At 51.1% G+C, this 413-nt stretch carries 1 pseudogene; it reads left to right on the top strand.

The window, feature by feature from the left end:
* Positions 1-6 precede the first annotated feature (6 nt).
* A pseudogene (locus tag FC65_RS11150) lies at positions 7-413 on the top strand (IS5-like element ISLpl3 family transposase); the annotation flags it as partial.

Raw genomic sequence — 413 nt, 5'->3', positions numbered from 1 at the left:
ATTCCGATGACAACACCTAAACGATACGAACTGGAAGATGCTCAGTGGGACCGAATCAAAGGATACTTCCCGCCATACCGGACTGGCCGTCCATCAAGCCTAGACAACCGTACCGCCCTCAACGCTATCCTCTGGCTCATGCGCAGCGGGGCTCCTTGGCGTGATCTACCTGAACGCTATGGCTCTTGGAAAACGGTGTATAGTCGCTTCCGAGCCTGGGTAAGTTCAGGCTTGTTCGAACAGGTTTTTCTCGAATTGATTGACGATCCCGACATGGAAAACTTGAGCTTAGATTCAACGATCGTTCGAGCGCATCAAAAGGCCACTGGGGCAAAAAAAACGCCGAATGTATGGTCGAAAATCAAGCTATTGGACTAAGTCGAGGTGGCCGAACGACCAAGATTCACGCACTC

Source organism: Ligilactobacillus acidipiscis DSM 15836, from assembly GCF_001435755.1.
GTDB lineage: Bacteria > Bacillota > Bacilli > Lactobacillales > Lactobacillaceae > Ligilactobacillus > Ligilactobacillus acidipiscis.
Note: the sequence above shows the minus strand (reverse complement) of the source record. Positions and strands in the feature narration are given on the sequence as shown.